Origin of the sequence: Aeromicrobium sp. CnD17-E, from assembly GCF_024124745.1 — a bacterium.
Taxonomy (GTDB): domain Bacteria; phylum Actinomycetota; class Actinomycetes; order Propionibacteriales; family Nocardioidaceae; genus Aeromicrobium.
On record NZ_JAMXRU010000071.1, the window covers coordinates 1 to 16,192 of the forward strand.

Here is a 16,192-nt window from a genome sequence, read left to right on the forward strand (position 1 = left end):
CACCGCGTCGCGCGCGCGGGCGGCGTCGTCGGCGGCCCGCACGGCGGTGTCGTGGTCGATCTCGGCGGCCGCCTCGAACCGGCTGCGCACGTCGGCGCCCAGGGAGTCCATCCGCGTGCGCAGCCACCAGCCGTGGCTCTGCCACGCCTGCGCCGCCTGGTGCACCCGGAAGACCTCCGGCCACGTCGCGGGCAGGTCCCAGGACTCCTCGACAAGGCTGCCGCCGTCACCGCCCCAGCCGGTGCCTCGTGGGCCCGCCTCGAGGAACCCCTCGACCGCCGCCCGCACGTCGGGCGACGCGAGGGAGAGCAGCTCGGGCACCACCACGACGTCGCGCAGCGGACGCGGCGCCGCCGTCGGGAGCAGCACGGAGCCGACCCGACGCAGCAGGCTCGCGTCGCGGGTCATCCACCCGACCGTGTCGAACGAGGGCGCGAGCGGCATCAGGCCGGCGGTCGGCACGCTGCCGTGCGTCGGCCGCATGCCGTACAGGCCCTGGTAGGCGGCCGGGACCCGGATCGAGCCGCCGGTGTCGGTGCCCAGGCCGATCGTCGCGTGGCCGAGCCCGACGGCCGACGCCGACCCCGACGACGAGCCGCCCGAGATCCGTCCGGGCGCGCGCGGGTTCGGCGGGGTCCCGAAGTGCGCGTTGGTGCCCGCCAGGCTGTACGCGAACTCGTCGGTGCGGGCGATGCCGCGCACCGACGCGCCGGCCCCCAGCAGGGTCTGCACCGCCCACGCGTGGCTCGACTCCACGGGCGCGTGCGCGGCCCAGGTCGGGTTGCCGGCGCCGACCGGCTGCCCGGCCACGGCGAACAGGTCCTTCACCGCGACGCTCTCGCCCGACAGCGGGCCGGTGCCGGGTCGCACGAGCGGGTCGCCGACGGCCCGCCACACGCGGGTGTCGACGGCGGGCGCCGGCACCGCGACGTGCGCGGCCGTGACCTGCCAGCCCACCTCGGTGCGCTCCCACAGCTGCGTCTGCTGGCCGCGGCCGCCGCGCTCCGGCGCCGTCACCGCGACGACGAGCGCGTGCGTCGCGTCGACCACCCGCACGTGCACCTCGGCGATCGTGCGTCGCGGCGCGCCCCCGCGCGACCCGCGGAACCGGCTGATCGTCTCGTGGCCCACGAGCAGCCCGGCGGCGTCGCCCCGCAGCGTGTCGGGACGGTCGGCGAACAGCGCGTCGAGCGTCTCGAGGTCGTCGGACATCAGCGCCGTCTCGTACGCCCAGAACGCCTCGAGCAGCCCCTCGGGCGCGTCGTCGCTCATGCGAAGTCCGCCAGCCGGATCCGGGCGTGCACGCCCTTGACCACGTCGACCACCTGGCTGATGTCGAAGTCGGTGGCCGCGCTCAGGTACGCATAGGCGTGCCGCGGGTCCATCCCGTAGCGCGCCTGCAGCAGCCCGATCGCCGCCCGCACGCAGTTCTGCGTCGCGACGTCGAGGTCGGGGTCGAGGCCCGTCGGCACGAGGTACTCGCGGGTGCGCGCCAGCGGGCCGACCAGCTCGCCGAACTGCGCCACGGCCTCCTCGCGCGGCACCACGTCGAGCCGCACGGTCGCCCGCAGCGACGCCTCCATGGCGGTCAGCGCGACCTCCCCGCCACCCTGCGCGAAGTGCGGGTCGCCGACGTAGGCCAGCGCGCCAGGCACCTGCACGGGGAGGTAGAGGGTCGCGCCCGCGGTGAGCAGGTTGATGTCGAGGTTGCCGCCGTGCGCACCCGGCGGCACGGTGTGCGGCCGTTCGTCGCCGGCCACCGCGACGCCCATGATGCCGAGGAAGGGTGCGAGCGGGAAGCGGACGGTGCGCTCGTCCTGCGGTCCGTACGTCATCACCCCGGTGTCGCCCTCGGCGCGGGCGAACACGCTGAAGACGTCGCCGTCGAGCGGGTACTCGCCCGGCAGCGCGCCCTTCCCGTGCCGGTTCGACACGACGCCGTACGGCACCCGCTGCTGCGCCTCGACGAGGGTCATGGCCAGCAGGTCGCCCGGCCGCGCGCCACGCACCTCGATCGGTCCGGTGACGACGTGCGGACCGTCGACCCCGAACGTCCGCGCGTAGCCCGAGGCGGCGAGCGCCACGGCGTCGTCGAGCACGTCGACACCGTGCGGCTCGAAGAACGCGCGCGGGTCGCGGCCCTGGTCCTCCAGGATCCCCTCGTGGCTGATCGTGTCGACCACGACCTCCTCGCCCGGGTCGACCGACAGCACGGCGCGGTCGGTGGCGCAGGGCAGCCGGCCCCACAGCACGTGGTCCCCCGTCGAGGGCAGGTAGGTCGCGCCGGACGGGACGCCGGTGCCCGTGTGGAGGGGTGCGGAGTCGAGCGGCGTGCTGCCGGAGAGGCCCTGGTGGGTGGTCATGGACGGACACCCTAGAGACCCCATGTCACGGACTCGTGACATCCCGGCCACGGCGCCGCGGCACCCCACCGTCAGACTCTGGGGATGCTGCGCCGCATCACGTCCGACCGGATGAACCTCGTCCTCATGCTCGCCCTCACCTTCTCGACGGGGGTGATCGACGCGGTCGGCTACCTCGGCCTCGACCGCGTGTTCACCGGCAACATGACCGGCAACGTCGTGATCCTCGGCATGGCCGTCGTCGGGGCCGACGACCTCCCGATTCTCGGACCCGCGCTCGCCCTCGTCGGGTTCCTGGCGGGCGCGGCGCTCGGCGGTCGGGTGCTGAAGGGGGCGCGGACGGGCTGGTCGGCACGCACCACCACGTTGATCGCCTGCGTCGGGGTGTCGATCCTCGCGCTCGGCGTCGTGCTGTTCGTGGTCGGCGACGAGGTGGGCCACGCGGGCCAGGTCGTCATCACGACGCTGCTCGGCGCGGCGATGGGCCTGCAGGCCGCGACCGCGCGGTTCATCGCCGTCAAGGACGTCACGACCGTGGTCGTCACGTCGACCATCACGGGCCTGGCCGCCGACTCGGTGCTCGGCAACGGCAAGGGCGGCGGGTCGGGTCGGCGCGTGGCGGCAGTGGTGCTGATCCTCGCGGGCGCGGCGGCGGGCGCCCTGCTGCTGCGCTGGCACCTGGGGGCGGGGCTGCTGCTCGCGGCCGCGATCACGCTGGTCGTGTGCGTGGTGGGCGCGCTGCACGCGCGAGCTGCGGTCCCCGCGTCCGCGCCGTAGCTTGGGCGGTGTGCTGCTGACCTTGGTCGACTGGCGGGTGCGCGTGGCCGCGCTCTACGAGCAGGTCCGCGCGGACCCGGACCCCGAACGGGGGCACGCGACGTGGCGGCAGGGTCGCGACGAGCTGTTCCGCAGCCATCCGCAGTCGCCGCTGCCGGCGCGCGACCCGCTGCGCGAGACCGGCCTGCCGTACTGGCCCTACGACCCGGCGTGGCGGTTCGAGCTGCCGCTCCTGCCCGCACCGACCGACGCGTGGGACCCCGACGAGCGCGTCGTCGACGGGGGCGGTGACGGCGACGTGACGATCCTGCGGACCGGGCAGCTGGCGCTCCCGTCGGGCTCGACGCTCGACGTGTGGACGCTGCAGCAGTACGCCGGCGGCATCTTCGTGCCCCTGCGCGACGCGACGTCGGGTCGCGGCGACGGCGCCGCGTCGTACGGCGCGGGCCGCTACCTGCTCGACACCGCGAAGGGGTCGTGGCTCGGCGGCCGGCCGACTCCCCAGGGTGGACAGACCGTCGTGCTCGACCTCAACTTCGCCTACCACCCGTCGTGCCGCTACGACGACCGCTGGCGCTGTCCCCTGGCGTCGCCGGGCAACACGATCGCCGACGTCGTCGAGGCGGGCGAGCGCCTCCCCGCCTGACCCGGCCACCACCCGGCCGCCCGAGCCTGTTTGCGTGGGGCCCCACTCGAACAGGCTCCCCCCACCGCAACCATGCGCCCGAACTGCGCGTTTGCGTGGGGCCCCACGCAAACGCGCACTCCCGGCGGGACCCGATCCGGTCAGAAGGTGAGGGCGAGGGCGGGGTCGCGCAGGATCGACGCCACGTCGGCGAGGAAGCGCGAGCCCTGCTGGCCGTCGACGACGCGGTGGTCGAAGCTCACCGCGAGCGTCGTGACCCACCGGGCCTCGATCTGCTCACCCCCGCCGGGGGTACCGACCACCCACGGGCGGCGGTCGATCTGGCCGACGCACAGGATGCCCGTCTCGCCCGGGTTGAGGATGGGCGTCCCCGCGTCGACGCCGAACACGCCGACGTTGGTGATCGTGAACGTGCCGCCGCTCATCTGCGCCGGCTGGGTGCGGCCGGCGCGGGCGGTGGCGGTCAGGTCGGCCAGCGCCTCCCCGAGCTCCAGCAGGCTCATCCGGTCGGCACCCGGGATGTTCGGCACGACGAGACCGCGCTCCGTGGCTGCGGCGACGCCGAGGTTCACCGACCCCTTCAGCACGATCTCCTGCGCCGCCTCGTCCCAGCTGGCGTTCAACTCGGGCGTGCGGGACAGCGCGAGGCACACGGCCTTCGCGACGACGAGTGTCGGCGACACCTTCACGCCGGCGAACCGACGGTCGGCCCTGAGCCGCTCGACGAGCTCCATCGTCGCGCTCACGTCGAGCGTGACCCACTCGGTGACGTGCGGTGCGGTGAACGCCGAGCTGACCATGGCCTGCGCGGTGGCCTTGCGCACGCCCTTGACCGGGATGCGCGTGTCACCCTCCACCGACCGCACCGGCGTGGCGGCGGGCGACGCGGCCGTGGGCCGTCGGCCGGCGATGAACGCCTCGACGTCGGCGCGCGTGACCACCGGCCCGTCGCACGGCACGTCGAGCAGGTCGACACCGTGGTCCTTCGCCAGCTTGCGCACCGGCGGCTTCGCCAGGGCGCGCACGTCGTCCGCGCGCCCCGCGGGCTGCGCCGCAGGCTTCAGCGTGGTGACCCCACCGGAGGACTCGGGCACGGACGGCGTCCCGTCGCCCTTGCGCCGACGTCGACGCGTCGACGCGGTCCGCACGCCGTAGCCGACGAGCACCGGCTCGCGCTTCTCCCCGGCCGGCTGGTCCGCCGGCACCTCGTCGTCCGCCGGCGCATCGGCCTCGACCAGCGACGACGCGTCGTCCGGCACGACCGGCCCCGTCGGCCCACCGATCGCGATGATCGGGGTGCCCACCGGCACGGTCGTGCCCTCCGGCACGAGCAGCGCCGTCACCTCGCCCGCGAACGGGCTGGGCAGCTCCACGACCGACTTCGCGGTCTCGATGTCGACGATCGTCTGGTTGACCTCGACCACGTCGCCGACGGCGACGTGCCAGGTGAGCACCTCGGCCTCGGTCAGTCCCTCGCCCACGTCGGGCAGCCTGAACTCGCTCATCACCGGCTCCTCTCAGAACGCCATCGCGCGGTCGACGGCGTCGAGCACACGGTCGAGGTCGGGCAGGAACTCCTCCTCCACCCGGCTGGGCGGGTAGGGCAGGTCGTAGCCGGTGACGCGCAGCACGGGTGCTTCGAGGGAGTAGAAGCACTCCTCCTGCACCCGCGCGGCGATCTCGGCGCCGAGGCCGAGGGTGCGCGACGCCTCGTGCACGACGATCGCGCGCCCGGTGCGCCGCACCGACGCGTGCACCGGTGCGAGGTCGAGCGGGCTGAGCGTGCGCAGGTCGATCACCTCGAGGTCGACACCGTCCTCCGCCGCCGCCTCCGCCGACTCCAGGCACGTGCGCACCATGGGCCCGTACGCGAGCAGCGTCGCGTGGCGACCGTCGCGCACCACCTGCGACGCGTGCAGCGGCGTGCTCTCGGCACCGACGGGGCCGGCGTCCCAGTAGCGACGCTTGGGCTCCATGAACACGACCGGGTCGTCGCTCGCGATCGCCTGCTGGATCATCCAGTACGCGTCGTGGGCGTTCGACGGGCTCACCACGCGCAGGCCCGCCGTCAGGCAGAACTGCGCCTCCGGGCTCTCGGAGTGGTGCTCGACCGCCCCGATGCCGCCACCGAACGGGATGCGGATCACGGCCGGCATCCGCACGACGCCCTGGCTGCGGGCGTGCAGCTTGGCGACCTGGCTGACGATCTGGTCGTAGGCGGGGTAGACGAAGCCGTCGAACTGGATCTCCATCACGGGCCGGTAGCCGCGCAGCATCATGCCGACCGCGGCGCCGACGATGCCCGACTCGCCCAGCGGCGTGTCGATGACGCGGTCCTCGCCGAAGTCCTTCTGCAGGCCCTCGGTCACGCGGAAGACGCCACCCAGCGGACCGACGTCCTCCCCCATGACGACGACCTTCGGGTCGTGCTCCATCGCCGCGCGGAGGCCGGCGTTGACGGCCTTGCCGAGGCTGAGCCGCTGTCCCACGGCCGACGTGCGCTGCTCCGCGACCGCGCTCATGCCCGGCTCCCCTCGGTCTCGAAGGAGTCGCGGTAGGCGAGGTACTCGGCCTTCTGCGCGGCCAGCTCCGGGTGCGCGTCGGCGTAGACACCGTCGAACAGCGCTCCGAGGTCGGGCTCGGGCAGGGACCGGCAGGCCTCGCGCAGGTGGGCACCGAGGTCGTCGGCCTCCGTCTGCAGGTCGGTGAAGAACGACTCGGGCGTGTCGAGCTCGCGCAGGTGGCGCTCCACCCGGGCCAGCGGGTCGCGGTGCCGCCACGCCTCGACCTCGGCCGAGTCGCGGTAGCGCGTCGGGTCGTCGGACGTCGTGTGGGCGCCCATGCGGTAGGTGACCGCCTCGACGAGCGTCGGACCCTCGCCGTCGCGGGCCCGCTGCAGCGCGGCCTGGGTGACCGCGTGCACGGCGAGCACGTCGTTGCCGTCGACGCGCACACCGCCGAAGCCGTAGCCCGCAGCGCGCTGCACGAGCGGGGTGCGGCTCTGGCGCGCGAGCGGCACCGAGATGGCCCAGTGGTTGTTCTGGCAGAAGAACACGACCGGGGCGTTGAACGACGACGCCCACACGAACGCCTCGTGCACGTCGCCCTGGCTGCTGGCCCCGTCGCCGAAGTACGCGAGGGCGGCGGCGTCGCGCGTCGGGTCACCCGTGCCGACGGCCCCGTCGCGCTGCAGCGCCATGGCGTAGCCGGTGGCGTGCATGGTCTGCGCGCCGATGATGATGCTGTAGAGCGCCATGCCGGTCTCGGCCGGGTCCCAGCCGCCGAGCTCCACGCCGCGGAACAGGCCGAGCAGCTTGGCGGGGTCGATGCCGCGGCACCAGGCGACGCCGTGCTCGCGGTATGTCGGGAACGCGAAGTCCTGCGCACGGAGCGCGCGACCCGAGCCGACCTGGGCGGCCTCCTGGCCCAGGCACTGCGCCCAGAGGCCGAGCTCGCCGTGGCGCTGCAGCGCGTGCGCCTCGTGGTCGATCCGCCGGACGAGGAGGAGGTCGCGGTACAGCGACCGGATGCTCTCGTCGTCGCCGTCGAAGGTGTAGCGCTCGTGCTCGACGCGCCGTCCCTCGGGCGTCAGGAGCTGGACGAGCTCGGTGTCGACGGTGGCCGGGGTGGTCACCGGACGCACCGTCTCGGAGCCGGGGGTCTGCACGGGTACGGTCATGCGTTGTTCCTCTCGCGTCCGGCGTGGGGTCTCCACGGCGGTGGGGCGGTACGGGACCGATGGCCTGCAGTGGTGGCGCAGACGTCCTGGTCGGGGGCGTGACCGCAGTCACACCTGTCGTCACCGTAGCCGGTCGGAGGGACGACGCCAAGTGCGCGCCTTCCTACACTGGCCCCGTGGACCACCCGGTGATCGTCCTGGCGAGCGACGAGCACGCCTCCCACCTCGACGACGAGTTCCGTCGCTACCACCGCGACTACGACGTCCGCGTCGTGCGCACGTGCGCCGACGCGACCGCGCTGCTCGAGCGGCTGTGCGCCGCCGACCGGCAGATCGCCCTGCTCGTGCAGGACGCCGCCCTGCCCGACGCCGACGTCTGGACGTCGTTCGCCGCGTGGCGCCGCGTCGTCCCCACGGCCCGCCGGCTCGTGACCGTGGCCTGGGAGCGGTTCCTCGAGGAGGGCGATCGCCTGCGCCCGGGTCTGGCGCACGGGAAGTTCGACGCCTTCCTGCTCATGCCCCGCGGCCTGCGCGACGAGGAGTTCCACGCCGCCGTCGTCGAGCTGCTGTCGGACTGGGGCTCCACCGTGGCGCGACCCGAGGTCGAGACCATCCGGCTCGTGTCGAGGCCGGGCAACCCGGTCACCGCCGCCGTCCGCGACTTCGCCCACCGCATGGGCATCCCCGCGGGCGTCCACCACCCCGACAGCGACGTCGGCCGCGAGATCCTGGCCGAGCTCGCCGCCGGCCGCGAGGCGTCGGGCGAGGTGCAGGGGTCGGACGCGGGGCCGGGCGAGCCGGTGGTGGCGAGCGTCTACCGCGCGCCGTTCGTGGCGACGTCGGTGCGCGAGGTCGCGCAGGCGCTCAACGGCTCCAGCGGGGAGACGGTGCTGCCCGACGTGGTCGACGTCGCCGTCGTCGGTGCCGGGCCGGCCGGTCTCGCCACGGCGGTGTACGCGGCCAGCGAGGGCCTCAGCACCGTCGTGCTGGAGGCGGAGGCGGTCGGCGGCCAGGCCGGCACGAGCTCGATGATCCGCAACTACCTCGGCTTCCCGCGAGGCGTGTCGGGCATGCGGCTCGCGCAGCGCGCCCGCAACCAGGCGGTCCGCTTCGGCGCCCGCTTCCTCACCGGCTGGGAGGTCGACGCGCTGCAGCCGTGCGACGCGTCGCTGGCCCACGACGAGCGCGAGCACGTGCTCACCACGCCCGGTGGCGGCCACGTGCGGGCGCGCTCCGTCGTCATCGCGACCGGTGTCGCCTACCGGCACCTGGGCGTCGAGTCGGTCGAGGAGCTCGTGGGTCGGGGCGTGTACTACGGGTCCGCGATGACGGCGGCCCCGGAGGTCGAGGGCCAGCCCGTCGTCGTGGTCGGTGGCGGCAACTCCGCCGGACAGGCGGCGATCCACCTCGCCCGCTTCGCGTCGTCGGTGACGATCGTGGTCCGCCGCGACCTCTCCGAGACGATGTCGCAGTACCTCATCGACGAGCTGCGCTGGAACGAGCGCGTCCAGGTACGGGTCGGGGTCGAGGTGGTCGACGGCGGCGGCGCGGGCCTGCTGGAGTGGCTCGACCTGCGCACGAACGCGTCGGGCGAGGTCGAGCGCGTGCCGGCCGCGGGCCTGTTCCTCCTGCTCGGCGCGCGACCGACCTGCGGCTGGCTGCCCCCGTCGGTCGCGCGCGACCCGCGCGGCTTCGTGCTCACGGGGCGCGACGTGCCGAAGGAGGCCTGGCTCGGGCCGGGCGGCGTGCCCGGCCCGTGGGCCTCCGACGCGATCGTCCCGCCCGACACCCTGGCCACCACCGCACCGGGCGTCTTCGCGGTGGGCGACATCCGCTCCGGATCCATGAAGCGCGTCGCCTCCGCCAGCGGCGAGGGCGCGTCGGTCGTGCCGTTGGTCCACGCCTGGCTGGCGCCCTGATCCTGGGGGCCGGCGCGTGGCCCCTCCGGCGGTGGGTTCTCCACCGTTCGATCGGTGGATCATCAACCGCAGGGGCGGCTCTGCGGTTGCTCCGCCACCGATCCGCGCCCACGGCGCCCAGCGGTGGATCCTCAACCTGAAGAGCACTCCTGCGGTTGCCCAGCCACCGATGGCCAGCCCTACCGCCCCGTCAGGTGCCGCGCGGCGACGTCGAGGAGGCGCTCGTTGGCCGACGTCGTGCCGACGCTGACCCGCACGCCCCCGCCGTCTGCCACCGCACCGGGGAAGGGGCGCACCGCGACGGGCCAGAAGGCCTCGGCGAGCTGCGGGCCCTGGTCCGACGGCAGCCACACGAAGTTCGCCTGGCTGTCGGGCACGGTCCAGCCCTGGGCGCGCAGGCCCTCGAGCAGCAGGCCGCGACCCTGCACGACCTCGTCCACGCGCTCGGCGAGCTCGTCGACGGCGTCCAGCGATGCCACCGCAGCCGCCTGCGCGACGTCGCTGACGCTGAACGGAGGCGTCGCCTTGCGGACGGCTGCGGCGACGTCGGGATGGCCGACGAGGTAGCCGACGCGCAGCCCCGCGAGCCCGTAGGCCTTGGAGAAGGTGCGCAGCACGAGGACGTTGTCGAAACGGGCCTGCAGGTCGAGGCCGCGCGCGGCGTCGGGGTCGCGGACGAACTCGACGTACGCCTCGTCGACCACCACGAGCACCGACGACGGCAGGGCGGCGACGAAGCGCTCCAGCTCGTCGTGGCGCACCACGGGTCCGGTCGGGTTGTTGGGCGTGCACACCACGACGACGCGCGTGCGGTCGGTGACGGCGGCGGCCATCGCGTCGAGGTCGTGGGTGTGGTCGGCGCGCAGCGGCACGGTCACGTGCGTGGCACCGGTGACCGTGACGGCGATCGGGTACGCCTCGAACGAGCGCCACGCCGTCACGACCTCGTCGCCCGGGCCGCAGTACGCGTCGAGCAGCGAGAACAGCACCGCCACCGATCCCGTGCCGGCGGCGAACGTGTCCTCCGGTCGCGACAGGTGCCGCGACAGCGCCGCGTGCAGCCGCGCGACCCCGGCGTCCGGGTAGCGGTTGATGCGCGCCAGCTCGGCCGCGGCACGCTCGACGACGCCCGGCAGGGGCGGGAACGGGTTCTCGTTGCTCGACAGCTTCAGCTCGTCGTGCTCCGCGGGCCGACCGGCCTTGTACCCGGGGATCGCGTCGAACACGGGACGGGGCGAGGGGACGGTCATGGGCCCGAGCGTAAGCCCCCCGCCTCGCGACTCGACCCGCCGACGTCCCCGGCACCGCAGGCCACGATGATGCTGCCGTGAGCCTCTCGGAGCAGCGTGTCGTGCGGTCGCCCCTGGTCGGCTACGCGCTCGTCCTCACGGCCGCCGTCCTGTTCGGCCTCAACGCGGGCGCGTCGCGCATCCCCCTGCGCTCCGGCACCGACGAGGCGACGTTCACGACCGTCCGCATCACGGCCGCCCTCGTCGTGCTGGTGGTCGTCGCGCTCGTGGTCGACCGGCGCGCGCTGCGGCTGCCGACGCTGCGACGCCTCCCCCTGCTCCTGGGCCTCGGCGTGCTGGGCATCGCGGGGCTCCAGGGGTTCTACAACGTCGCCATCAACCGCCTGCCGCTCGGCATCGCGCTGCTGCTGGAGTACACGGGCCCCGTCCTGGTCGTGCTGTGGGTGCGGTTCGCCCGACGACGTCCCGTGCACGCCCGGATGTGGCCCGCCCTGGGCCTCACCCTCGCCGGGCTGGCCGTCGTGAGCCAGGTGTGGTCCGGGCTCGCGTTCGACGGCCTCGGCGTCGCCGCGGCGCTGCTGGCGGCGGTCTGCTTCGCGAGCTACTTCCTGCTCGGCGAGGACGACGGGGTGTCCGCCGACCCGCTGCACCACATCATCTGGGCGTTCGCCCTCGCCGCCGTCCTCATGAACGTGGTCGCACCCGTGTGGCGGGCCGACGCGCTCGGCGCCGACGCCTCGATGCTCGGACGGCTCGACGACCTCACGGTCCCGGCGTGGGCGGCGATGGCGTGGATCGTGCTGCTCGGCACCGTCACCCCGTTCTTCCTGCTCCTGCTCGCGCTGCGGGCCCTCCCCGCGACCGTGGTCAGCGTCGTCGCGATGCTCGAGCCGGTGGTCGCGACGCTCGTCGGATGGGGCTGGTACGCCGAGTCGCTCACGGCGGTGCAGCTCGGCGGCGTCGCGATGGTGCTCCTCGGCATCGTGCTGGCGCAGACCGCGCGGCGCGACCCGCACCCCGACGAGCTGCCACCGCTCACCTGACGCGGAACGCGTTCCGGCGCACGTCGCGCCGACGTCGCGGGCGCTGCGATGATCGACGCATGCTCTCCCGACTTCTGACCTCCTGGGTGCTCGGTGCGGCGGCCCTCGCGACCGCCGCGTGGCTGCTCGGCACGCACATGAGCATCGGCACCGCGACCGACACGACCTCCGAGCGGCTCGTCACCCTGGCCGTGGTCGCCGCGATCTTCGCGGTCGTCAACACGTTCGTCGCGCCGGTGATCAAGCTGCTCTCGCTGCCCTTCATCATCCTCACGCTGGGTCTCCTGCTGGTCGTCATCAACGCCGTGCTGCTGCTCCTGACGTCGCGGATCGCCGACGCCCTGAACGCGCCGTTCTTCATCGACGGCTTCGGCTGGGCCGTGCTCGCCTCGATCGTCATCTCCGTCGTCAACGCCGTGCTCGGCTCGTTCGCGGAGGACTGAGCCGTGGCCGACGCACCCCTGCGCCTCGAGGTGACCTGCCTGGGCAACATCTGCCGATCGCCGATGGCCCACGTCGTGCTCGAGCAGCGGCTCGCCGACGACGGGCTCGCCGACGACGTCGTCGTCACCTCCTCCGGCACGGGCGGCTGGCACGAGGGCGAGGCGATGGACGAGCGCGCGGCCGCCGCCCTGCGCGACGCCGGCTACGACCCGAGCCGGCACCGGGCGCGCACCTTCACCCGCGACACCTACGCCGAGACCGACCTGATGCTCGCGATGGACGCCAGCAACCTCGCCGACATGACCGACCTCGCCCCGACCGTCGCCGACGCCGGCCGCGTGCGGATGTTCCGGTCCTTCGACCCGGAGGCCACCGAGGGCGACGACGAGGTCGACGACCCCTGGTACGGCGGGCCGGAGGGCTTCCAGCGCGTGCTGGCCGTCGTGGAGCGCACCAGCGACGCCATCGTCGCCGCCGTGCCCAGGCTGCGCGCCGAGGTCACCGGGTAACCTCGCGGCCATGGCACGGATGACGGGGACGGCGGCGCGCGCGGAGGCGCTCATCGGGCACGGGGTGGTCGCGACGACCCCCGTGGCGGGTGGCGACATCTGCACGACCACGCGGCTGCGCCTCAGCGACGGACGCGTCGCCGTCATCAAGACCCGGCCCCAGGCACCGACCGGCTTCTTCGCCCGGGAGGCCGCCGGTCTGCGCTGGCTCGCCGAGGTCGCCGACGGCGCCAAGGTGCCCGAGCTGCTCGGTGCCGACGACGACTGCGTCGTGCTGGCCTGGGTCGAGCCCGGCAAGCCGACCGTGGAGGCCGCCGAGCGGTTCGGCCAGGCGCTGGCGCGCACCCACGCGGCCGGCGCGCCGACCTTCGGCGCCGACGTCGACGGCTACATCGGCCTCGCCCCGCTGCCGAACCGGCCGCTCGAGACCTGGCCGGAGTTCTACGCGTCGCGGCGCGTCATGCCGTACGTGCGTGCCGCCGTGCAGCGCCGCGCGCTCACCGCGGAGCAGGCCGCCACGATCGAGCGGACCATGAGCCGCATCCACGACGTGGCCGGGCCCGCCGAGCCGCCCGCCCGCATCCACGGCGACCTCTGGTCGGGCAACGTCGTCTGGGGCACCGACGGCGATGCCTGGCTCATCGACCCCGCCGCCCACGGCGGCCACCGTGAGACCGACCTCGCCATGCTGGCGCTGTTCGGGCTGCCGCACCTGCAGCGCGTGCTCGAGTCCTACGACGAGGCCGCGCCGCTGGCCGACGGCTGGCGCGCCCGCGTCCCGCTGCACCAGCTGCACCCCCTCCTCGTGCACGCGGTGCTGTTCGGCGGCACCTACGGCGCCCGCGCGGCGGCCGCCGCGAAGGCCGCGCTCGAGCCGCCCACCGACTGACGCCGCCGCGCGTCGAGCCACGCTCTCAGCGCACGCACAGGGGCATTCGGCACACTGGGGCCATGCGCATCCTGGTGGTCGACGACGACCGTGCCGTCCGCGACTCGCTGCGGCGCTCCCTGGAGTTCAACGGGTACACGGTGGAGCTGGCGTCCGACGGGGCCGAGGCACTCGCCGTCGTGCCCCGTACCGACCCCGACATCATCGTCATGGACGTGATGATGCCCCGGCTCGACGGCCTGGAGGCCACACGCGCGCTGCGCAGCGCCGGCAACGACGTGCCCATCCTCGTCCTCACCGCGCGCGACGCCGTGAGCGACCGGGTCGACGGCCTCGACGCCGGCGCCGACGACTACCTCACCAAGCCGTTCGCGCTCGACGAGCTGCTGGCCCGCGTCCGCGCGCTGATGCGGCGCTCCGCGCGCCAGGCGGAGCTCGAGGCCGACGAGCAGCCGCTGGAGTTCGCCGACCTGACGCTGGACCCCGTCACCCGCGACGTCACGCGCGGTGGTCGGGCCATCTCGCTCACCCGCACCGAGTTCGCGCTCCTGGAGCTGTTCATGCAGCGCCCCAAGCGCGTGCTCGAGCGCTCGTTCATCCTCGAGGAGGTGTGGGGCTTCGACTTCCCGACCACCGCCAACTCCCTCGAGGTGTACGTCGGCTACGTCCGACGCAAGCTCGAGGCCGAGGGCGAGCCGCGGCTCCTGCACACGGTCCGCGGGGTCGGGTACGTGCTGCGCGAGACGCCGCCCTGATGAGCGAGCCGGACCGGACGGACGCCCCCGACGGACGTCCGGGAGTCATGGACGCCGCTCGCCGGCGCATCCATCCCTTCACGGCACGCGCCTCGCTCGCGCTGCGCGTCGCCCTGCTCACGACCGGCGCGGTCGCCGCGGTGCTGGCCGTGGCGAGCGCGACGGTCTACATCACGGTCCGCGCCGAGCTGGAGGACTCCCTCGACGCCTCGCTGATCAAGCGGGCCGACGCCGCGGTCGCGGCCGGCTACTCGCCGTCGACGATGTCGACGGCCGACACCGACCTGCTCGCCGTCTTCGGCATCCGGTTCATCTCCGTCGAGGGTGGGCGCATCTTCACCCGGCAGACGCAGACGAACGTGCCGTTCGACGAGCGCGAGATCCAGGTGTCGCTGGGCGAGGAGAAGACGTCGCAGCGGACCGCGCGCATCGCCGGCGTGCCCTACCGGATCGTGGCGGTGCAGGCCGGCCCGGGACAGGCGCTGGTGCTGGCGCAGTCGATGGAGTCGACGCAGCGGTCGCTGGAACGGCTGAAGGTGATCCTCCTGCTCACCAGCGCGGTCGGCATCCTCGTCGCGGGCGTGGCCGGCTGGGTGGTCGCCACCAACGGCCTGCGACCGGTCCGTCGGCTCACCGCGGCGACCGAGCGGGTCGCCCGCACGGCGCAGCTGGAGCCGATCGAGGTCACCGGCTCCGAGCACGACGAGCTCGCCCGCCTGACCTCCTCGTTCAACCAGATGATGCTGGCGCTCGACGCGTCGCAGCAGCGCCAGCGCCAGCTCGTGGCCGACGCGGGGCACGAGCTGCGCACCCCGCTGACCAGCCTGCGCACCAACATCGAGCTGCTCGGCCAGGCCACGGAGCGCTCCGACCGCGAGCTCAGCATCGAGCAGCGGCGCGAGATCATGGACGACGTCCGCGCCCAGCTCGGCGAGCTCACGACGCTCGTCGGTGACCTCGTGGAGCTCGCCCGCGACGAGCCGCTGCACCGCGCGCCCGAGCCCCTCGACCTGGTCGACGTCGTCGAGCAGGCCGTCGAGCGGGTACGACCGCGTGCCGGCAGGCTGGTGCTCGACGTGCGGCTCGAGCCCTGGGACGTCATCGGCGAGGCGCACGTGCTCGAGCGGGCCGTGACCAACCTGCTCGACAACGCCGTCAAGTGGAGCCCCGAGGGCGGCACGGTCACCGTGCGCCTGCGCGACGGCGTGCTGACGGTCCGCGACGAGGGTCCCGGCATCGCCGCGGAGGACCTGCCGCACGTCTTCGAGCGGTTCTTCCGCTCCACCGAGGCGCGCACGATGCCCGGCTCGGGCCTCGGGCTGTCGATCGTGCACCAGGCCGCCGTGCGGCACGGCGGGTCGGTGCGCGCGGAGTCGCCGGCTTCCGGCGGGACGGTCGTCACCTTCGAGCTGCCGGCCGCGGACGCCTCCCCCGCCTGAGGCGCACCGGCTGCACCACGCCGGCCGGCGCGCTCGACCGGCCTGCCAGGACGGACGCACGGTTCTTCCGTGCCTCACACGTGCCGCTCAGCGGGGTCTCAGCGATCGGGGAGAATGTTGTCCCATGACCGACCAGAACGATCCCTTCGCCGATCGCCCGTACACGCCGCCGACGCAGCGCGGTGAGGGCGACGCCCCCTCCCCCGGTGCGGAGGGGACCTCCGAGCAGGCCCCCCAGGGGGCCGCGGACCACACGCCGTCCGGTACCCCGGCCGACCACGAGCCCACGGTGCAGACCCCGGTCGGTGAGCACCCCCACCCCACCGTCGAGCAGCCGGCCGCGGCCAGCGCCGACGAGCAGCCGACGACGCCGCAGCCGGCCGCCACCCCCGTCCCCCCGGAGTACGCGCACCGCTACGAGGCACCTGCCGCCCCCCAGGCCGCTGCCCCGGCCGGCGAGCCGACGGTCGTGCTCCCCG

At 74.3% G+C, this 16,192-nt stretch carries 15 protein-coding genes and 1 pseudogene; 10 read left to right on the forward strand and 6 right to left on the reverse strand.

Annotated elements, in window-relative coordinates; genetic code table 11:
• Both NH339_RS12905 and NH339_RS12910 read right to left on the reverse strand, forming a co-directional pair.
• On the reverse strand, nucleotides 1–1,272 hold a 1,272-nt coding region (locus NH339_RS12905), incomplete at its 3' end, for an AtzH-like domain-containing protein (RefSeq protein WP_253025904.1).
• Entirely contained in the window at nucleotides 1,269–2,363 is a 1,095-nt protein-coding gene (locus NH339_RS12910) for an acetamidase/formamidase family protein (protein WP_253025906.1), read from the reverse strand. The genes NH339_RS12905 and NH339_RS12910, both read right to left, overlap by 4 nt.
• An 84-nt stretch (nucleotides 2,364–2,447) precedes the next feature.
• Here NH339_RS12910 and NH339_RS12915 point away from each other — a divergent pair, with 84 nt between their 5' ends.
• Nucleotides 2,448–3,140: a YoaK family protein gene (locus NH339_RS12915; protein WP_253025908.1), complete on the forward strand. Its 693-nt coding sequence runs from the start codon at nucleotides 2,448–2,450 to the stop codon at nucleotides 3,138–3,140.
• A gap of 10 nt (nucleotides 3,141–3,150) precedes the next feature.
• A complete protein-coding gene (locus NH339_RS12920; RefSeq protein ID WP_253025910.1) occupies nucleotides 3,151–3,786 on the forward strand; it encodes a DUF1684 domain-containing protein in 636 nt (211 codons plus the stop codon).
• Nucleotides 3,787–3,926: 140 nt separating this feature from the next.
• Here the strand turns inward: NH339_RS12920 and NH339_RS12925 are convergent, their stop codons facing one another.
• From NH339_RS12925 to pdhA, 3 genes are read right to left on the reverse strand one after another with little or no spacing between them, the layout of a single operon-like run.
• Complete coding sequence (locus NH339_RS12925; RefSeq protein ID WP_253025912.1) at nucleotides 3,927–5,291, reverse strand: dihydrolipoamide acetyltransferase family protein; 1,365 nt, start codon at nucleotides 5,289–5,291, stop codon at nucleotides 3,927–3,929.
• A gap of 12 nt (nucleotides 5,292–5,303) precedes the next feature.
• Nucleotides 5,304–6,308: an alpha-ketoacid dehydrogenase subunit beta gene (locus NH339_RS12930; RefSeq protein ID WP_253025914.1), complete on the reverse strand. Its 1,005-nt coding sequence runs from the start codon at nucleotides 6,306–6,308 to the stop codon at nucleotides 5,304–5,306.
• On the reverse strand, nucleotides 6,305–7,465 hold the full coding sequence (gene pdhA, locus NH339_RS12935) for a pyruvate dehydrogenase (acetyl-transferring) E1 component subunit alpha (protein WP_253025916.1): 1,161 nt from the start codon (nucleotides 7,463–7,465) through the stop codon (nucleotides 6,305–6,307). Before pdhA ends, NH339_RS12930 begins: the two co-directional genes overlap by 4 nt.
• A gap of 176 nt (nucleotides 7,466–7,641) precedes the next feature.
• Here pdhA and NH339_RS12940 point away from each other — a divergent pair, with 176 nt between their 5' ends.
• Nucleotides 7,642–9,384: an FAD-dependent oxidoreductase gene (locus NH339_RS12940; protein WP_253025918.1), complete on the forward strand. Its 1,743-nt coding sequence runs from the start codon at nucleotides 7,642–7,644 to the stop codon at nucleotides 9,382–9,384.
• Nucleotides 9,385–9,563: 179 nt separating this feature from the next.
• Here NH339_RS12940 and NH339_RS12945 read toward each other — a convergent pair whose 3' ends face one another.
• A complete protein-coding gene (locus tag NH339_RS12945; RefSeq protein ID WP_253025920.1) occupies nucleotides 9,564–10,634 on the reverse strand; it encodes a histidinol-phosphate transaminase in 1,071 nt (356 codons plus the stop codon).
• A 77-nt stretch (nucleotides 10,635–10,711) separates the two neighbouring features.
• On the opposite strand from NH339_RS12945, the gene NH339_RS12950 reads away from it, so the two are divergent.
• From NH339_RS12950 to NH339_RS12980, 7 genes and pseudogenes are all read left to right on the forward strand, one after another.
• Nucleotides 10,712–11,677, forward strand: a complete 966-nt coding sequence (locus NH339_RS12950) for a DMT family transporter (protein WP_253025922.1) — start codon at nucleotides 10,712–10,714, stop codon at nucleotides 11,675–11,677.
• Nucleotides 11,678–11,736: 59 nt separating this feature from the next.
• On the forward strand, nucleotides 11,737–12,120 hold the full coding sequence (locus NH339_RS12955) for a phage holin family protein (RefSeq protein WP_253025934.1): 384 nt from the start codon (nucleotides 11,737–11,739) through the stop codon (nucleotides 12,118–12,120).
• Nucleotides 12,121–12,123: 3 nt separating this feature from the next.
• Entirely contained in the window at nucleotides 12,124–12,630 is a 507-nt protein-coding gene (locus NH339_RS12960; protein ID WP_253025936.1) for a low molecular weight protein-tyrosine-phosphatase, read from the forward strand.
• 10 nt (nucleotides 12,631–12,640) lie between these two features.
• Nucleotides 12,641–13,519, forward strand: a complete 879-nt coding sequence (locus tag NH339_RS12965) for a fructosamine kinase family protein (RefSeq protein WP_253025938.1) — start codon at nucleotides 12,641–12,643, stop codon at nucleotides 13,517–13,519.
• 62 nt (nucleotides 13,520–13,581) lie between these two features.
• Nucleotides 13,582–14,274 carry a response regulator transcription factor gene (locus NH339_RS12970; protein ID WP_253025940.1) on the forward strand — a complete coding sequence of 231 codons (693 nt, stop codon included), beginning with the start codon at nucleotides 13,582–13,584 and terminating at the stop codon, nucleotides 14,272–14,274.
• Nucleotides 14,274–15,713 (forward strand): cell wall metabolism sensor histidine kinase WalK, encoded by a 1,440-nt coding sequence (locus NH339_RS12975; protein WP_253025942.1) that lies wholly within the window; start codon nucleotides 14,274–14,276, stop codon nucleotides 15,711–15,713. The genes NH339_RS12970 and NH339_RS12975 overlap by 1 nt, the downstream gene beginning before the upstream one ends.
• Nucleotides 15,714–15,837: 124 nt before the next feature.
• Nucleotides 15,838–16,192, forward strand: a pseudogene (locus NH339_RS12980) (hypothetical protein); the annotation flags it as partial.

Coding starts and splice junctions, on each gene's coding strand:
- NH339_RS12910 (WP_253025906.1), bottom strand. CDS start 2,363: ATGACCACCCACCAGGGCCTCTCCGGCAGCACGCCGCTCGACTCCGCA.
- NH339_RS12915 (WP_253025908.1), top strand. CDS start 2,448: ATGCTGCGCCGCATCACGTCCGACCGGATGAACCTCGTCCTCATGCTC.
- NH339_RS12925 (WP_253025912.1), bottom strand. CDS start 5,291: ATGAGCGAGTTCAGGCTGCCCGACGTGGGCGAGGGACTGACCGAGGCC.
- NH339_RS12930 (WP_253025914.1), bottom strand. CDS start 6,308: ATGAGCGCGGTCGCGGAGCAGCGCACGTCGGCCGTGGGACAGCGGCTC.
- pdhA (WP_253025916.1), bottom strand. CDS start 7,465: ATGACCGTACCCGTGCAGACCCCCGGCTCCGAGACGGTGCGTCCGGTG.
- NH339_RS12945 (WP_253025920.1), bottom strand. CDS start 10,634: ATGACCGTCCCCTCGCCCCGTCCCGTGTTCGACGCGATCCCCGGGTAC.
- NH339_RS12955 (WP_253025934.1), top strand. CDS start 11,737: ATGCTCTCCCGACTTCTGACCTCCTGGGTGCTCGGTGCGGCGGCCCTC.
- NH339_RS12965 (WP_253025938.1), top strand. CDS start 12,641: ATGGCACGGATGACGGGGACGGCGGCGCGCGCGGAGGCGCTCATCGGG.
- NH339_RS12970 (WP_253025940.1), top strand. CDS start 13,582: ATGCGCATCCTGGTGGTCGACGACGACCGTGCCGTCCGCGACTCGCTG.
- NH339_RS12975 (WP_253025942.1), top strand. CDS start 14,274: ATGAGCGAGCCGGACCGGACGGACGCCCCCGACGGACGTCCGGGAGTC.